16 protein-coding genes and 1 pseudogene are annotated in these 17594 nt (G+C 33.0%); 4 read left to right on the forward strand and 13 right to left on the reverse strand.

All coding sequences use genetic code 11. From position 1 onward, the window contains the following. Positions 1 to 69: 69 nt before the first annotated feature. Positions 70 to 969: an AraC family transcriptional regulator gene (locus I7822_RS07560; RefSeq protein WP_207976597.1), complete on the reverse strand. Its 900-nt coding sequence runs from the start codon at positions 967 to 969 to the stop codon at positions 70 to 72. A 119-nt stretch (positions 970 to 1088) separates the two neighbouring features. Here I7822_RS07560 and I7822_RS07565 point away from each other — a divergent pair, with 119 nt between their 5' ends. Further along, positions 1089 to 2033, forward strand: a complete 945-nt coding sequence (locus I7822_RS07565) for an EamA family transporter (RefSeq protein WP_207976954.1) — start codon at positions 1089 to 1091, stop codon at positions 2031 to 2033. A 270-nt stretch (positions 2034 to 2303) separates the two neighbouring features. Here I7822_RS07565 and I7822_RS07570 read toward each other — a convergent pair whose 3' ends face one another. From I7822_RS07570 to I7822_RS07585, 4 genes are all read right to left on the reverse strand, one after another. Further along, a complete protein-coding gene (locus I7822_RS07570; RefSeq protein WP_207976599.1) occupies positions 2304 to 3569 on the reverse strand; it encodes an FtsW/RodA/SpoVE family cell cycle protein in 1266 nt (421 codons plus the stop codon). A gap of 7 nt (positions 3570 to 3576) precedes the next feature. Beyond that, positions 3577 to 3984: a PadR family transcriptional regulator gene (locus tag I7822_RS07575; protein ID WP_207976600.1), complete on the reverse strand. Its 408-nt coding sequence runs from the start codon at positions 3982 to 3984 to the stop codon at positions 3577 to 3579. Between the two features lie 3 nt (positions 3985 to 3987). Next, a complete protein-coding gene (locus I7822_RS07580; RefSeq protein WP_207976602.1) occupies positions 3988 to 4521 on the reverse strand; it encodes a sigma-70 family RNA polymerase sigma factor in 534 nt (177 codons plus the stop codon). Positions 4522 to 4798: 277 nt separating this feature from the next. Next, positions 4799 to 5350 (reverse strand): GNAT family N-acetyltransferase, encoded by a 552-nt coding sequence (locus tag I7822_RS07585; protein ID WP_207976604.1) that lies wholly within the window; start codon positions 5348 to 5350, stop codon positions 4799 to 4801. 369 nt (positions 5351 to 5719) lie between these two features. On the opposite strand from I7822_RS07585, the gene I7822_RS07590 reads away from it, so the two are divergent. Next, complete coding sequence (locus tag I7822_RS07590; RefSeq protein ID WP_207976606.1) at positions 5720 to 6253, forward strand: hypothetical protein; 534 nt, start codon at positions 5720 to 5722, stop codon at positions 6251 to 6253. Positions 6254 to 6595: 342 nt separating this feature from the next. On the opposite strand, the gene I7822_RS07595 is transcribed toward I7822_RS07590, so the two are convergent. After that, positions 6596 to 6817: a hypothetical protein gene (locus I7822_RS07595; RefSeq protein WP_207976608.1), complete on the reverse strand. Its 222-nt coding sequence runs from the start codon at positions 6815 to 6817 to the stop codon at positions 6596 to 6598. Positions 6818 to 7616: 799 nt separating this feature from the next. Beyond that, on the reverse strand, positions 7617 to 8021 hold the full coding sequence (locus tag I7822_RS07600) for a LysR family transcriptional regulator (protein ID WP_207976610.1): 405 nt from the start codon (positions 8019 to 8021) through the stop codon (positions 7617 to 7619). Positions 8022 to 8184: 163 nt separating this feature from the next. Between I7822_RS07600 and I7822_RS07605 the strand changes: the two genes are divergently transcribed. Together I7822_RS07605 and I7822_RS07610 are read left to right on the forward strand one after the other, a co-directional pair. Further along, a complete protein-coding gene (locus tag I7822_RS07605) occupies positions 8185 to 8874 on the forward strand; it encodes a GDSL-type esterase/lipase family protein (RefSeq protein ID WP_207976612.1) in 690 nt (229 codons plus the stop codon). Positions 8875 to 8897: 23 nt separating this feature from the next. Then, positions 8898 to 9119: pseudogene (locus I7822_RS07610) on the forward strand (TSUP family transporter); the annotation flags it as partial. 362 nt (positions 9120 to 9481) lie between these two features. On the opposite strand, the gene I7822_RS07615 reads toward I7822_RS07610, so the two are convergent. The 6 genes from I7822_RS07615 to I7822_RS07640 form a co-directional block, all read right to left on the reverse strand. Further along, the gene (locus tag I7822_RS07615; RefSeq protein WP_307847701.1) at positions 9482 to 9724 is read right to left on the reverse strand and encodes a hypothetical protein; all 243 of its coding nucleotides are present in this window, start codon (positions 9722 to 9724) and stop codon (positions 9482 to 9484) included. Positions 9725 to 9870: 146 nt separating this feature from the next. After that, positions 9871 to 12528 (reverse strand): family 78 glycoside hydrolase catalytic domain, encoded by a 2658-nt coding sequence (locus I7822_RS07620; RefSeq protein WP_207976614.1) that lies wholly within the window; start codon positions 12526 to 12528, stop codon positions 9871 to 9873. A gap of 51 nt (positions 12529 to 12579) precedes the next feature. Next, the gene (locus I7822_RS07625) at positions 12580 to 13401 is read right to left on the reverse strand and encodes a carbohydrate ABC transporter permease (protein WP_207976616.1); all 822 of its coding nucleotides are present in this window, start codon (positions 13399 to 13401) and stop codon (positions 12580 to 12582) included. Further along, a complete protein-coding gene (locus I7822_RS07630; RefSeq protein ID WP_207976617.1) occupies positions 13402 to 14352 on the reverse strand; it encodes a carbohydrate ABC transporter permease in 951 nt (316 codons plus the stop codon). It lies immediately after the preceding gene. Positions 14353 to 14417: 65 nt separating this feature from the next. Next, on the reverse strand, positions 14418 to 15692 hold the full coding sequence (locus I7822_RS07635; protein ID WP_207976619.1) for an ABC transporter substrate-binding protein: 1275 nt from the start codon (positions 15690 to 15692) through the stop codon (positions 14418 to 14420). A gap of 285 nt (positions 15693 to 15977) precedes the next feature. Continuing rightward, complete coding sequence (locus I7822_RS07640; RefSeq protein ID WP_207976622.1) at positions 15978 to 17588, reverse strand: response regulator transcription factor; 1611 nt, start codon at positions 17586 to 17588, stop codon at positions 15978 to 15980. Positions 17589 to 17594 lie beyond the last annotated feature (6 nt).

Below are 17594 nucleotides of genomic sequence, written 5' to 3' on the forward strand. Positions count from 1 at the left end.
AACCTGCTCTGTTTGTTAAATAGAGAAAAAGCATCCCTTCTTAAGGAATGCCCCCAATAGTTAAATGTACTACTCCATAAGTGAACAGCTAGTCTTATATTTTTTGTATGCTAATGGTGTAATGTTCATCGACTTTCGGAATTTATCTATGAAATAACTTGTACTGTTAAATCCTACTTGATAGGCAACATCTGTGACATTGGAATCTGATTGTTGTAGTAAAATTAAACTTTTTTGAATACGATAATCTGTTACATAATTTAATGGTGTTTTCTTTAAAATTCGTTTGAAATATCGACAGCACTCGGAACGGCTTAATTGACCAACTCGTGCAATATCGTCTAAAAAAATTTTCTCAGGATAGTGTAGGTGTATCCAATTTAGCATTTGCTTCATTCGATGACTCTTTAGCATTTCCGTCTGTTCGTACTCTAATTGAATACCATTTATTATTAGGTTCTTCCAAATTAATGTTAATTGTATGCTGATGTCAATTTCATAGTATGGTGAATTTTGTTTTATCAATTGATTGATTTTCATAATAGAGGCTAAAATATTTTTCGCCCAAATCTCCTTTGGAACCAAGAGTAAATAAGGTAAATTAGTCGCCTGAATATAAGGGTTCACAAAGGTTATATAAAGTTCTTGTGATAAAACAAAACTTGGAGAGACATTTAAACAAATATAGGCACAACCCGAATCATTCTTATCTTTTGCCATGTGCAGGCAACCACTATTTATAAATAGCCCCTCACCTTCTTGAACAGCAATATTTTCTTCATTTATTTGAAAAATTGCTTCTCCCTTTACAACGAGAACAAACTGAAATTCATCATGCCAATGAAGTGGTATATATCCATTTATATTCTGGTTAATTGTTGTTTCGTAACATGCAATTGGTAACACAACTGTACGATGCTCAGTTAATTCTTTTAAACTTTGGTCAACTATAAAATCTTTAATTTGCATATACCCACCTCAATATACTTATATTTTTCTATTCGATTTAGGTATTATTTCAGATATTTTCCACTTATCATTTAAAATACTATAACACTATTTTTATATTTAAAGGTGGAGAATCAATGATGAATAGAAGTAAAGGAATATTTCTTGTTATAACAGGAGCAGTATTTTGGGGGATTGGTGGCACAGTTGCAAAAAAGCTTTTTCAACATTATGAAATCGATATAGATTGGCTTGTAACGACCCGATTGCTTATAGCTGGTCTTTTACTATTAACAGTTCAATTCTTCGGAAAAGACCGTTCCCAGATACTTGGTGTTTGGAAAACTCGAAGGATAGCTATTCATTTGATTATCTTCGGGTTACTCGGTATGCTTGCGGTTCAATACACTTATATGGCTTCAATTAAACATGGAAATGCTGCTGTTGCAACACTACTACAGTATTTAGCACCTGTTATGATTATCGTATACTTAATTTTCCGCAAACAAACTGTTCTTACACGAAGAGATTTGTTGACTGTTTCTCTAGCTTTATTTGGTTGTTATTTCTTATTAACAAACGGCTCAATCTCTCAATTATCTGTACCAACACTTGCAATCGTTTGGGGTGTTTTATCTGGAATAGCTTTAGCATTTTATACACTATATGCCGTTCCATTACTCAAGCAATACCATTCACTTGTCATTGTTGGATGGGCTATGATTATCGGTGGTTTGGCATTAAGTTTTATCCATCCGCCTTGGCAAATGGACTTTACAAGTTTAACGCTAGAAGCTTATTTATACTTAGTCTTCGTTATCATTTTCGGCACTATGATTGCATTTTGGTTTTATATAGAAAGTTTGCAAAGTCTTCCACCTAAAGAATCAAGTCTTCTAGGAAGCATAGAGCCACTAGCTGCCGTTCTAACAACGGTCTTTTGGTTAAAAGAACCCTTTGGTTTATTCCAATGGGTTGGTACAGCTTGTATCATTGGAATGATATTATTGTTGGCTTTGTATAAAGAGTCTTCTTCAAGAACTCTCCACCCTCCTAAAAGTGACGAGCCCCTAAATGTTAGTTGATTATAGGGGCTTTCTTGAACTAAACTGCACAGTTACTTGAATAAGAAAAAAGCTTTACTGCTTGTTTAAGTAAAGTACCCTTTACTTTAAGTACAATACTTCACAATCTTTTTTTACACCTCAATTAACTCAATCCCTTAAATATGTTGTCCATGCAAAAAGACGCCTTCTTATTAAAGAAAAGCGCTCGATTGTTGAATAAGGTCCATTAGTAGATAAAACTAATTCACAAATAATTGATCTGCTCAAGAAAACTCTCCAAGATTAAATCTAACTAATTATTAGTATATTTTTACGACGATATACACTTAATACGATTCCTATTAAAACTGCATTAAACATAGTCGGCATTAATCCATAGCTTATAAATGGCAAAGACATAGTAGTCAAAGGAAATAATCCAAGTACCATTCCGATATTACTAAACAACTGGACTGAGTAAAGGACAACAGCACCTACAAGAAGAAGTTTGCCATATGAATCATTTATTTTATTAAAAACAACGACCATCCTTGCAACGAAAAGTGAGAGGATTAATACAAGAACAAATGCAAAAATCCATCCGTAATAATAAGTAAAGGTAACAAAAACGAAATTTGTATGTGCCTGAGGAATAAACTCACTACCTGCTGAGTTTCCAAACCATCCTGCATTAATAATGAACTCTTTTGAATATAAGTATGGATAACCAGCGCCAGTTGCATATTTTTCGGGGTTTAAGAATCCTAATATTCTATCTTTTTGTTCTAGTGAAATATATTTCCAAACTAATATTCCTAATATGAAAAATGAACTAACCATACTTCCCAAAATAATGAGGATCGTTTTCCGACTAAATTTGCTCCAACCAAGCATAGAAATTACCATGACAATGTATATATAGGTTGTGGCTATACTATCTGCAATAAAGAATAAAAAAGTAGATATAAAAACTAATATTCCAAAATGCCATCCCTTTAACTTTTTATTATTAAAAAACGAAGCCCAGGCAAGGAAAAAGAATGGTACAGCCATCAAGCTTTCTATTGTAATAGGTCCAATTTGTATAACAGGAACCCCACCAATCAGAGTGTTTGAGAAAAAGTAAATCGATAAAAGTAACAATGTTCCTAATGTGTAAAAGAACCATCCTAGCCTAGTAAGCTTTTTATAATCGATTAGCATTAGCCCTATAGCTATTACACTACCGAGAAAAGTAAATACAACCTTATATGTAATAAAATGTGGTTCGTCCATATAGCCAAGAGGGAATAATGGTAGGAAACCCAAACATAAAGTTGTCACTAAAAGCAGAATAATCAACCAATCTACCCTTGGTCGGTGAATTTTATTAAATTGTCTACCGAGATCTATCGGACTTCCCATCTGTTCAATTACCTTCTCTTCAGCATCTAAATCCTCTAATCCCTTCTCCATCCATACTTTCTTTCCTTGCGTTAAATGATAATCCAGTTCTTTGGAAACATACTTCTTAGCTTCATTTGATTTAATTTGAGTGGTGACTTCACTTAAAAAGATATGTCTTTTATTCTTCATATTACTCTCACCCCTCTAATAATTCTTTTAGAACAACACGTTTTTTTATTTGTTTATTTTCTGCCCTTTGTAATATTTTTCTACCCCTATCATTTAATTGATACTGTTTCGCTTCCGATTCATCCCATCTTGTTAGTAAACAATTTTTCTGTTCTAAACGATGTAGCAGAGTATATAAAAATCCTTCATTATCCTCAAATTTAAGTATACCTCGTCCACGCAAGTGTTTAGTTAATTCATAACCTGTTTTTTCATGGACAAGAAGCTGCATCACTGCTAAGAGAACTTCTTCATCACTAATATTAAGTTTGTTGATTTTTTTTCGAATATTACATTGATGTTGTTCTGTGAAAATTAACTGTTTAAACGTAGTTTTCTCCATCGACTTTCGAAGGTTTTTTAAACGATCTTCCATTTTCTATTCCTCCAAACTATCTTTTAAAAGTTCTTTGGCTCTTCTGAGGCGTGTTTTAACAGTGCTTTCCTTTTCTTCTATTAATACGGCAATTTCTTTAATCAATAACTCTTCGTAATAAAAAAGATAAATCACTTCTCGGTATTTTATTGGCAAGTTCATTACTGCCGATACGAGTCTATTGTCCTCATCTTTTTGTATGACAGTCTGCTCAATACTTTCTTTTTTGGACGAAAATTTTGTTGATTCCTCTTCTGCAATAATGACGTTTTTATTGTACCAACTTCTCAGATAATCTTTACAATGATTAATTGCTATTCTCCATAACCATGTTCTTAACTTAGATTTTTTATTAAATGTTGGATAAGCCTTATAACACTTAATAAATATCTCCTGGGTTAAGTCCTCAGCTATTGCTCTATTATTTACATAGGAATATACAAGCTGTAATATTTCCTGTCCGTACCTTTTCATAATCTCAGCAATAACTTCTTCTATATTCTCATTTTCAATCATTTTGACTGTTATTTCTTGCACATCTGTCCCCCCTACTTATTTCTTAGACGATGCCCACTCTTAAAAAGTTTGTTATTAAAGAAACTTTTTTAAATCTATATCATGGAAAAATGATGTGCAGATTATTGTAAAACCAACTTTTTGAATCGTATGCATCTTAAACAATCTGGTCCGATTGTTGAACACAAGTTAAACATCGATCTTGAATTAAACTGCCCCGATAGTTGAATAAGAAAAAAGCCACCTAAAATGGCAGCTGGATCTTCAACTCTTGCACCCGTTAGCTGAAGAAGATAAATTAATTATTGTTATTTAGCCACTCATTTTTTAATAGACCATATATATTTCTATCAAGGTATTCACCATTTAATAATTCGTAGTTTCTTATAGTTCCTTCTTGCGTAAAACCCAATCGTTCTGGAATAGCCTTACTTCTTATATTTCTTGTTGCTACGTTTATTTCCACTTTGTTTAGTTGTAAATCTGTAAATGCGTGTTCAATTAATGAGTTACAAGCCTTTGTTGCTAAACCAAGCCCTTCAAAGTCTTTCCCTAACCAATATCCAATCTCTGTCTTGTAATTACTCCAGTCTAAATACAGGTAACCTATGGAACCTGCAATCTTCCCTTTATGCCATATTCCAGCCCAGTATCCATTGTTAGAGGCATATCTATTTAAAGATTTATCAATGAAAGTCTTCGTGTCTTGAACTTCATTTGTGAATGTAGGAAAAGCCAGCCATTTACCTATACTCTCACGGCTGCTATCAATTAAATTATATAATTCATCTGTGTGTCTTGGTTCTAATATAGATATGTATGTATCTGTATCAATAACCGATTTATACATCTTTTCCCCTCCCATTCTTATACATATATTAACACTAAATTCCTTTTTCTTCTTAAACTAAACTACCTCGTTAGCTTAGCAACGAATTTATCACAACTGTTCCCCAATAAAGAAAACTCAGAATTAAGAACACAGATGCAAATAACAATAAGTGCTTTTGGTAAATTTCCATAATAAAGCTAATCCTATTAATACATGAATGATAGCAAAAAGAAAAACTTCGACTCCTGTACCGCATTCACCTGTTGCGTACATATATATATCTTCATCATTTTCCCCAAGCGGACTATTTAAGCGAATAAAAAGTCATAAACTTTTGGTAATATAGTCTTTGTTGAGATACTTACTACTTAGGGGGAATAACACAGAATGAAAAAATTAATAGGAATTATTCTTGCTGGGGCAATGGCTTTATCAATGGGGACACAAGCGTTTGCTGCTGACACAAACAACGGAAATCACTACGGATGGGAGAATGGTAAACACAACCCACACAAATCCGAGGTCACACCACCTAAAAATGTTGAAGAGACAGATTCTTATGATAATCTACCTTTTGGAGTAACTGATGAGGCTACCGCTTTAGATAAACATAGAGTAGATTTGATGGCTGATGAAACTAATATTCAGGGTATTGAGGCAGACTTCAATAGTGGTTCTAATACTGCTTACTTAGATATTATTGGTATCAAAGTATTAGATGGTCAGTTAGTTTATGTAATCTCTAATGACATTAATCCCAATAACTTCCCAGTATCATCAGAAGCAGCTCATTTATTAGTAAATACTTTAGGATATGAGCAATTACACTTCATGTTACCTCAAGAATTTGAAATTTCTTCTCTATTCTATGTAGAAGGTGTTAGTGTTTTTATGACTGACTATAAACAACCCTTATTATAAATTATGGTACGTAGCAAAGGAGGGCAATTGCCCTCCTTTAATTCTTGTCGATATCAATAGTTAGTTGTATTTTTCATAAATCTTTATTCAACTATTCTGCACCTTTAGTTTAAGTATATTTCTTCACATTCTATTCCGAAATATCCATTTATTGAAAAATGAGTTACTCCCCAATACCAGCTACTAGGAGGTCAATAATTAATTTAAAATTTGATTATTATCCATGTTATAATAAATTTCGGTATGCCAAATAAACCTTTCAATTCCATTGGAAGGTTATGGACCTATAGTATAATACTGGTTTTATCTAAAAGCCTCTTTACGTTTTAAAATGTAGAATATTCATTGAATGAGTTTGTTAGAACAGGCAATCATCACGACTTTATGTGGCTTTCCCTCGTCTCGTTTTTTCTGATAGAACTCTATTAACTTACTATTCCTTGCTGTATGCATTCTCTCTGCAGTGTCTAATTTTTTTTGTTCTTTAATGTTGAATTTATTAATTAATACGTCTGTTCCAGGATAACAATAGACAGACTGATGGTTTTCTGTATCATAACTCATTTACTATTTCCATTACTCTTTCGTTAAACTCTTCTTCCGAAATTTTACCTTCCAACTTATACCTTACAAGTAACTCCTCTTTTTCAGTTAAAGTTAAACCTTCTAATGCCAAAGAAGCTTTTGCGTAACCAACAGCTTTATCAAAGCTTGTCTCTTTTTTGATAGCAAACTTCCCCTTTCAATCTCATTTTAATGACATATCTTACTATAATTATACTCAATATTTTATAGTTTGACTTTTCCTATATGTCTCTTGGAACATAATAACTCAGATTAGTGATTTCCTATCGTGTTATAGATGTACTCATATTATGACATCAATAGAAAGCTTCAAGCATTTGCAATTCCAACGAATCTACATTATTGAGTTCCTCCTTACTAAGAACATCTCTTAATTTCATGTGCTTTCCTCCCACCATGATTTATCCGCTTCTTCTAATTACATTCATAATAACATTGTTTTCCAATTAAAGATTATCAAATAAGAGGTCGATAAAATAATGTAATAAAAATCTGATAGATTTAGATTACTTATCTGTTTTTTAAGCTTTATTTAAGGTCATCAGGTCATAAATGCCTATATAAAACATAAAATAGAACTAATCTATTATTCAATTTAGCAGAAGGAGAAATACATATGAAAACATCAATACGTAATAAATTATTGACCGGCTTCCTCTAGACGTGTTAATAACACTTATATTTAGTTCCCGATATAATAAAAAAGCTTCTCAAATTCCAGTACTATCAAGGGAATTAAGACGTTTTTTTCTACTCTGTTTAGTTGTTAATTGATATTTTACATAAGGTTAAACTTTAAAGAATAATAAGGATTTTCCTCCCTCTCTTTTAAAACCTGTTCACTATTATATCCAACTACTGGATAAGTGTTTAGCTTGGAAGCAGCCTGCATGGTAATAGTGACAACATTGTTTTGCTGGTTATTATATTCAAGTATTTCCTTTTTTGCGTCATCAAGGTTATCCATGATTTGATTCGTGTACTTTAACAAAATTCGCCCATTTTCATTCAAATGTATATTTTTTCCTAGTCGATCGAACAGCTTTACTTGGAATTCTTCTTCTAGTAAACGGATCGTTTTACTTAGTGCCGGTTGCGCCACAAGTAATCGTTCGCTTGCCCTCGTCATATGCTCCAATTCAGCAATCACTTTAAAGTGCCTTAACTGCTGTATATCCACCATATTCATCCCCCATTTCTATCAAGCTTAGTAATTCGTTTTATAACTATTTTTATATAAATTTATCTATTTTTATATATTATACAATTATCGTTGAGTATCTATATAATGGTTTACAACAGCAATCAAAAACTAATACAAATAGAACAAAAAGGAGAGGAAGCATATGTCTCAAAAGAAGTGGGCAGAGTCTGAATCAATGAACGCTATAATGGCTTTTATAAAAAAACAACAAGAAGAAAAAGTAACGAGGTATAAAATACTTAATCAATATGCAAAAAAAGATCAGATACTGTTTGTTGGTTCTTCTCTAATGGAACAATTCCCAATAAATGAAATGCAACAAACGTTTGAGAAGCCTTATACCATCTATAATCGGAGTGTCGGTGGCTTTGTGTCTGCTGACCTCATAGCTAACTTGGACACTTGTATTTTTGAACTAGAGCCTTCTAAAATTTTTATCAATATCGGCACCAATGACATTGGTTCTCCAACTTACCAATTAAATAATCTTATTGAAAACTATGACAACATCCTATCGCAAATAAAGCTAAGACTGCCTAAATCAAAGATCTATGTCATGGCATATTACCCGGTTAATACGGAAACAACATTCCCTAATGTAGGCCCAGAACAAAAAGAATTCATGTTTCAAAATCGGAACAACACTACACTAAAAGAAGCAAATCAAGCTGTAGAGAAATTAGCACAAAAGCACAACTATATGTTCATAAATGTTAATGAGGGGTTATTTGACAATAACGGCAACCTTAAAGCAGAATTTTCGGTTGAAGGCATTCATATGTGGCCAAATGCCTACGAAGTTGTTCTACAAAATATAAAGAAATATCTCTAAGAGGTTGTATCAATGATCTATTTATTTTTACACATATCGGTGGATTGCTTGCAGGGATCATTGGGAGTCTTGCAGGATTAGGCGGTGGCATAGTTATTGTGCCGCTTTTACTTGGACTTGATTCTCTATTACCTATATCTATTTCCCAGCAAGTCGCAGTTGGGACGTCGATGATCGCGATCGTCGTTATAAGTCTTTCCTCTTCCATTGCTTACTGGAAGCATCAGCTTCTACAGTATTCTACTCGCACGTAAGTACAGATTTACAAAAACAAACTGCAAATAGCTTTAAGCAAGATTTTTTTGTGCAATATAGGGGCATGTGGTCAAAGTAAAAGTTGTGTTTCCTAAATAAAAAACCAAGAGTAGCCTTTGTGGAGTATTTTGAGTATTTCACCTCTTAGGTATTAAAGTCCATTTATACTTCATATAAAAATCGAAATTTTATTGTTAGTTTAGTTTCTTGGGTAAATGAAGAGGATTTAAATTCTTTAACTTCTAATATTTGTGTTCAATAATTGAAAGCGAAGTAGGCTAAAAATCCTTCATTAAAACATGGCCTCGGGCTGATATCTCTATTCAAGATATCAGCCCGAGGCCATTGCTTACTATAAATCAACATCATTATCCTCAACATAGTTATAATTTTCTAAGGCAAACTCACAACTATGGATATGAATTCTTCCAATTGTGTAACCTAATCCTTGTTCTTGATCAAAGTTACTCTCGATTACTTCCTGTCTTTTATCAGGAGATACTTGGGAAAGAGTATATGCTGCCGCTTCTGTAAAAGCTCCTCCAAATCCCATGATTTCTTGATAGGTTTTTGAAGAATCTACTTTTATATCCACTTTTTTTGTTCCACTCTTGTTTAAAAACTAACATTTTGTTTTTCTGATAATCTATCATTAGTTTCTTTTGATTTGAGGATTACTCTTACTTCTTTTAATTTAAAGTTTTGTGTCAGTAGGATTATCGGACAGTTCTAAAATTTCTTTTATTCTCCCTGAACAATACTGAATTCATAACTTCCGGAACCAATCTCGTAGGTTAGAGTTCCCTCATCTGTATCAGTTGGTCTATATAAATCGTCATTTAACTTTACTTCGTTACCCTCAGTTAAATAGAGTATTCCCCTGGTATTAACAGGAATTATTACGCTAAAGCTATACCCAAAATCAGTTTTATTATAAGAACAGTTTATTTGTCCTCTTATAGTTGGTATTGTGATTGATGCATACTCCAAACTATTTAGTAAAGGTTTTATTTCAAATAATTCATAAGCTGGCTTTATTGGTTTAATACCAAAGATCTCTCGTGGCACAATAAATGTCGGTGATGCTCCCCAGGGATGAGAATGGCTTACCGTCCAGTCTTGAGATTCATCCCATGCTTCCATTGTTGAACCAGAACCTAATTCAATCATATGCCACCAGTTATTTATACTCTTTCTTTTTGTTCCATCCGAATTATGACCAGTCATAAAATTAATAGCTTCTTGTTCTTGATTATTTCTAAACATACTTGCTAAAAGAAATGGCGCACTGTAAACATTACCTTTAATTTCGCCTCGACTAGCTAAATAATCTGCAGCATAATTAGCCTGCTCTTTCGATGCTACACCAAATTCAATAACAAAGGCATTTGATTGTACTGAATAATGTAAGGTCCCATCTATGTTATCCTTAAATTTATTGTGTTCCAAATCGTAAAAATACGTTTGGATACCTTCTCTTGATTTTTTGGCTAATGTAGAAAATCTCTTAGCATCGTCTACTTCTCCAAGAGCATTCGCTATTTTTTCTAATTCAGACATTGCTTTATAGTAAAAAGCGTTAGCTACATTATGGCAGTTACTATATTCATAACCATCTCGTAATTCCTTTGGCCAATCCACAATGTCTGCGTTTTCCCCATAACCATTTAAAGAGTCTTTAAATACAAGTCCTTTCTCTTCATCAAAACCTTTCAACAGTACTTGTGGAGGCTTATTTTTTAAACTCTTATAATATTTTGTAATAAAATAATCATCACCTGTGTGTAAATAATCCTGCCAGGCGGCCATGATCGTGTATATTTTCCACTCCATAGGCCAAGTAGACTTAAACAGTAAATATTCTGTTGAAAGTCTAGCTAAAGAAAACTCTCTATCAACAGCATAGTGAGATAATTGCTGAAGGTAAGAGTCAGCCTCATAAGGCTCTCTCTCCCTAGTTGGCGTATCCACATAAATATTATGGTTTAAGACTCTGATAGAGTTTTTTGAAAAGCTCCAGATTTCGTTTAACTTATCATTTGAAGAATGGAAAGAAGCAGCAGAAGAACAAAAAGGAAACCTCAAAGCAACTGAAGTTACATAACCCTTTATGTTACTAATTGTTATAAAATCCGGTAACCCTTGTATTTCTGCATATCTAAATCCACGATATCCCCAGTGTCGCACCTCTTGATAACCTTGTTTTAAATACCATTTATCATGGTAATTAACCAACGCTTTTGATTTAACCTTGACATGTCCATCTTCATTTAATACCTCTCCAAGTTTGATGTCTACTGGCTCTTGTAGCTTTTGGTCCAGCTCAATATTTAATTGTAGGCCCCCTATTATTGTTTCTCCAAAATCTAATATAAAGTGGTTCTTATCTATTTCGTTAATATGCTTTGGCAGCAATTTAACTTCACTTAAGTTTTTAGAAGGATATCCATATAAATTTAAGGGTTGTTCTTTTCTATAGGCTTCATGCCAAGATGAGTCGTCAAAATCAGGGTTCCCGTCAAATCCATATGGAAAGTTTTCTACATAAATGTGCTCATTTGGTCCCTCAAAAAACGAATAATCGTAATTAAAGTATCCTGCATCTGTATATACATCAATGGCATCTTTTGTTTTCCAAGTCTCATCGGTTATTATCACGTCTGTTGAACCATCTATATAGGTTATTTGCAATTCCATCATGAATAAGTGGTTTTCTGTTGTGTAGGCTATTGTACCAATAACATTTTCTTGCCCAATGTGTAGGTGTTCTGTTACATCAAAAGCATTATAAATACAATTATCGTTAAAATTACGAATAGGTCCCAATCCAACAAATTGATGATTCATATTCATCCGATAAACATATTGGCGAGCAGGATCAGGACTTTGACCAGTTGCATATGCTAATGCATATTTAATTGGTTTATTTTGCACCTTAAATTTCTTTCTTAAAAAAAGCCAGTTAGGATTCGATATTTCACCATTACTTCTTTGCCAAATTGGAACAGCCTTCCAATTATCTTTTAACGCCGTTTGAAAAAACTCAATTTTAGAAAAAGGACTAACTTGATCATCTCTATTCCAAGTACGGACTGCCCAAAAGTAACGGGTGTTCTTTCTCAATTTAGGACCAGAATACTTTACACCTGAAGATTGATTACAATAAACTTTTCCTGAATTCCATATCATTGGGTTACGCTCTATGATTTGATCCTGGTTATCTATGAAGGTATCATCTTCTGATATGATAATTTGGTAGGCTGTCTGAATTTCATTTTTTCCATAATCATTAACAATCCAACTAAAAGATGGATTGGTTAGATTCTCCACGAGCAACGGATTTTCATTTAATTCAACAAGCAATCCAGTAGGCCTTTGAGTTAGTATTTTTGTTTTCATTTATTCGCTCCTCTATTCCCAAGCTAGATTATAAGTTTCATACAGATAGATTTATTCCTTAACTCCACCAGAAGCCACGCTTTCAATAACTTTTTCAGAGAAAATAAAAAACAAAATCAAAATAGGAATGGTAGCAATTACTGACGTTACCATCGCTTTATCAATATACAACATGATATTTCCTGTGTACTTCATGATTGCCAATGGAATTGTTTTTACGTTATCATTCTGTAAGGTTATAAGAGGAATGAAAAAGTTATTCCAAATACCAACTGAACTAATAATACATAGACTGACTACGATTGGTGAAGCAATCGGAAACATTACCCTATAAAAGATTGTCCATTCCCCAGCACCATCTATCTTCGCTGCTTCATAAAGAGAACGAGGTAGGTTTGCAAAGAAATTTGTTAACAAAAGCACCGGAACTGAAATTCCTGCACCCAATATTAGCACAACACCCCAAACGCTATTTATTAAACCTAAGTTTTTAATGATCAAAAAGATAGGCACAATTCCTAATTGGACTGGAAACATTAAACCAAGCAAAAAATAAACGGTTACAACTTGCTTATATTTAAATGTATAGATCCCAATCCCATAAGCAACCATTGATGAAAGGAAAATTAAGAGTACTAGAGCACCAATTAAAATAACTACACTACTAAGAATGTTATAATGGAATCCCTCTATTCTAAAAACATCAACATAGGCATCGAAACTCCATTCCTTAGGAATACCAAGTGTATTCGTTAAGACATCCTGCTTTGATCTAAATGAGTTATATACTAAATAACCTAAAACAAACACTGTAAAAAAACAGTAGATCGTTATTATTATTCTGCTTAAGTAGAGTTTTTCACTACGAAACATTTAGTCTTCCTCCTTCCGAACCATTAATTTTAACTGAACTAAAGAAGCAACTAGAATTATGATAAACATCACTACCGCGATTGTCGTCCCCATTCCTAATGAGTTAGAACCAAGAGATCCTCCCATAGCACCACTTGTACCAAAAGCAATTCGATAGAAAAATAGTGTCAATACATCCATAGAATGTTCATATCCACCATCAACTCCACCTAATAAATAATTCAAATCAAATATAGTCATGGAAAAAATATAGGAGATAACAACCACATTAATAATAGTAGTTCTTAATAAAGGAAGAACTATATGGAATAAACGGCTCCAGTATCCAGCCCCATCTAAATAAGCAGCTTCAAATATCTCTTCGGGCAGCATTTTCATTGCTCCGATAAAGTAAATCATACTGAAACCTATTCCAACCCAAGCGTTTAAGATAAAAACAATGAAGATACCCACTCCAGGGATCCCTAACCAATTTCGTACCCATTCTTCTAATCCAATCATTCTTAAAAACTCATTAAAAACCCCAACATTTTGATCTAAAATTAACGTCCCCAAAAAAAGAACAACTGTTGGAGTAATGAATTGTGGTGCAAAGATGATCGATTGAAAAAAACGATAACCTTTGATTTTCGTATGAATTAAATAGGCTAAATAAATCTGCACAGGTAAAACAAGTAAAATATTCAATATAAATAATAGAATGTTATTCTTAAAGGCATTTAAAAACTGACTATATAACTCTTTTGTTGTAAACAATTCGATATAGTTTTGTAAGCCTACAAAGTGTGAATCCCCAAAACCATTTGAATAATAGAAGCTCATCTTGGTTGCCGAAATGATTGGGTAAATGGCAAAAATCGAATATAAAATAAATCCTGGTGCAATAAACAATAAATATGGATGCTGTTTCAGCCAATTCTTTAAATTGGCAAACGACTTAGTTGATTGCATGATCTGTTCACCATCCTTTTTGAGTAAAAGGCTAGGATTATACCCTAGCCTTTTAGGTATGAATTCTACTTTGTTTTCGCTAAGGCATCATTTAATTGTTTAGCTGCTTCCTCTCCAGATAATTCATTCGTTAACAATCCTGGAATGATCTCTCTCATAAATATATCGTTAAGTGCAACTTTATCTGTTGAAACATCTGATAAAACAGTTAAAATATTATGTCCAAATGAATCGTATTCAGTTAATTCCACTACATCTTTACTTGGTGTAATATCATCTAAAGTTGGTATTGCTCCTACTACTTCCTCTGCAACAATTTGCTGTGCTTCCTTACTTGATAAGAACTTAAGATACTCAACAGCCTCTTCAGGGTGCTTCGTATTAGCTGAAACAGCATAAGTTGTATAGTTGCTTAAACTAAGTGGAGCAAGTTTTTCACCTTCAACACCTGGAATGTAAAAAGTACCAAGATTACTCATCGTACTGCTATAAGTTGGATGACTCCACGTTCCATCAGCCATCATCGCAACATCTCCATTTGTGAAGGCAAGCTGAGATCCAGATGTATCTACTGTTATAAAATTCTTAGAAAAGAAATCATTTTTAGCAAGATCATGCATCGTTTGGAAGGCCTTTACAATGTTAGGATCTGAAAAGTCACCTTCTCCATTATTAAGACTAGTTAGAGCGTCATTAGCTAAAGCACTTGCCAATGAAAACGCAAGCCATGGTCGTCCCCATTCGTCTTTACCTGGCATAGACATTGGTGTTACTCCATTTTCTTTTAGGGTATCAAATATACTAATAAATTCTTCAAAGGTCTTCGGTTCACTAATTCCATATTTTTTAAAAATATCTTTGTTATAATAAATTAATTGTGAATCCATGAAAGCTGGAAGTGAAGAATAGAGCTTATCATCAACTGTTGCATAAGCAATAGCTTCTTCAGAATATCGACTTAAGTCCAAATTGTATTCATCTAATGGAAGTAAGGCTCCGCTTTCTACGTATAACTTCATCATAGGTGTTTTATTACCCTGAACATAAAATAGATCAGGTAGTGAATCCGATCTAACAGCAGTATCTATTGTCTGGTGAGTACCCGAATACTGGTAATCTAATTTGATTTTAGGGTGCTTCTCCATAAATAATTTGTTAATCTTTGTAAAAGCAGGTTCAACTTTAGATTGGTTTTCTTGATCCCCCCAAACCGTTAAAGTCACTTGCTTTTCATCACCACTTGTTGATTCTTTTGTAGTATTGCTGCTACACCCTAGTAAAGCAAAAATTGAAGTAAGTGTAAAAACAAGAAATAAGCTAATCATTCTTCGCTTCATCATTATTCTCCCCTTTTATTTTATTTGTCTTACTTGTATTAATCTTAATCAGTATCCGCTTTCATTTCCATGTCACAAAAACAGAAAACGCTTCCAGATATTAAGTCGTTTTTGTATAAAATTAACAAAATTTAAACCTTTATGTATTTAACTCTTTAATTGGTTCCAATTATTATGTTTTAAATGCAAATTTTTCAGATCTTACAGCAATAGCACTTCCCAACAATTTATAGATTACAATTTATTATCAAAAAAAATACAGCCTTTTTTACATGAAGGCTGTTTGGGTCAATTTTTCATACTTTTAATTAAGGAATTTGGATTTGATCTGTATTGAGATACAGTAATTCCCGTGACTTTCTTAAAAACCTTAACAAAGTAGTTTCCATTTGGATAGCCAACTTGAAAACTAACTTCCTCTGTAGAAAGGCTTGTATCTTTCATTAATTGAATTGCCTTTTCTATACGTAACCGAGTAACATATTCTAGAAAAGTGATACCCATTTCATTACGAAATAACAGACTAAAATAATTCTCATTAAAATTTGCAAGACTTGCGACATCTTCTAATCGAATTGGTTCTGTATAATGTTCCTTAATATATTTAATAACTACTTCTAGCCACGGACTCTTTATTTTTTTTAGAGTCTTTTCATCTTTTTCCTGCATCATCTTACATGTAGTTTTTAACACTTCTTTCCAAGTGGGGTTCGAATTTACTATTGCATCTTCATAATTCACCAAACTTGAATGTAATCCATCCTCCATTTCTTCCTTTTTTAATAAATAGATTTCCATTTGACTTTCTAAAAAACTCCTGTAAACCATGTGAAGAAATCGAATGGCTTCTTCCTGAGGTACAAACCTTTGTGCAAATTGATTCCCTATATTATCCATCCAATTATAAATGGATGTTATCTCATTTGCAGTTAGTATTTCTAAAGCACTTTCCTTCAATTTTGCCCATTCTATGACAGAGATTCTCTCAATTGGATTATCTTTATCACAGAGATAGACTCCTTCCCCAAAATAAAAAGATTTGTTAATGGCTGTTTCAGCTTGTATTCGCATCCTCATAATTCCACTTGATAAGGAATTTCTTTTACTGAGACCTATAACAATTGGAATATCAAGTTTTTGTAAGACCGAAGTTGACCATTTATCAAAGATATTTTTATTTAAAGGATTGGATTCAGAGTCTATTCTATAAAAAGCATGTATAGTTTGTTGGTCCATACCAACATATACTATAGAACTAAATCTTTCTATTAATTCCTGCAATTGATAATTTAAAGCAGTTAGTTCTGAATTAAAGTATGGATTTTCTCTTGGATATGCTCTAATCGAAATCCAGTATCCTTGAGCATCTTTTATTCCCCATTTTTTTACCAAACTGGGAAATCGATCTATATTTATCTCTTTTTCCCTTATTAAGAAATGTGATTCGATTCTCGATTCCTGAAGTAATAATCGCTGTTCTTTTTCTATATCTATATTTACTAATTTACTTTGTCCTTCCTTATAAACTGAGTAATCCAATTTATTAAGCGTCTGAATTAATTCATCTGGTTCAAATGTATGTTTTAATATATAATCTTGTACTCTTAATTTAATAGAAGCTCTTAGGTAGGTAAATTCATCGTGGCTACTTAGAATTATGATATTACAATCCATGTTCTGTTCACGAATATGTCGTATTAACTCCAATCCGTCCATTTCAGGCATCTTAATGTCTGTCAATAATACATCAGGAGGACCTTCAATCTGTATTGCTTCCCAAGCTTGAAGACCATTTTTGTGTAACCCAGAGATTTGGTAGCCGTGCGCTTCCCAATCAATTATTGTTTGAAAACCTACCCTTACAAGAGATTCATCATCAACAATCATTACTTTTCTCATCGATTT

This window comes from Metabacillus bambusae, assembly GCF_017497975.1.
Classification (GTDB): Bacteria; Bacillota; Bacilli; order Bacillales; family Bacillaceae; genus Metabacillus; species Metabacillus bambusae.